Origin of the sequence: Chryseobacterium contaminans, assembly GCF_001684955.1 — a bacterium.
Lineage (GTDB): Bacteria > Bacteroidota > Bacteroidia > Flavobacteriales > Weeksellaceae > Chryseobacterium > Chryseobacterium contaminans.
The window spans coordinates 1-482 of record NZ_MAYF01000252.1 but is presented as its reverse complement, the minus strand read 5'-3'; the positions used below and the strand labels follow the sequence as shown (position 1 = coordinate 482).

1 protein-coding gene is annotated in these 482 nt (G+C 47.3%); it reads right to left on the bottom strand.

Annotation, left to right across the window (positions count from 1 at the left end; translation table 11 throughout):
- Nucleotides 1-482, bottom strand: a 482-nt coding sequence (locus BBH99_RS22455) for an RNase H-like domain-containing protein (RefSeq protein WP_165601939.1), incomplete at both ends; no start/stop codon positions are given.

The window sequence follows — 482 nt, the reverse complement described above, 5'->3', positions numbered from 1 at the left end:
CGGGCCGTCGTACTGTCTTCATCTGGCCGGGTTTCTTGGGATCTGCCTCCTGTCGGTCTTGGGCAAGTACAAATCCAACAGCAATCTTGCTTGTGTCTACACTTAGAACTACTGGATCTTCAAGTGTATAGTCAATAGGCGTGAGTGCAGGTGCGTTGGCTACAAAATTCTTTAGTTTGTCAAAGGCAGCTTGCCTTCGTTCATCCCAAATGAACTCTTCACCAAGCTTAGTTAGTTCTGTTAATGGGCGAGCGATCTTGGAGTAGTCTGGTATCCAGATCCGAACAGTTCCGCAAAGACCTAAGAAGCCACGCACTTGAGTGGTATTCTTGGGTATTGGCCAGTCTTGAATCTTGCTTGCTTTTTGATCTTCTGGTGTACGTCCTTCTTTGCTACAAGTCTGTCCAAGGATGACTACCTTCTTGGCACATATCTGAGCTTTGGCGGGATTGAATGTTCCTCCTGCGCATTTGACTCGATGC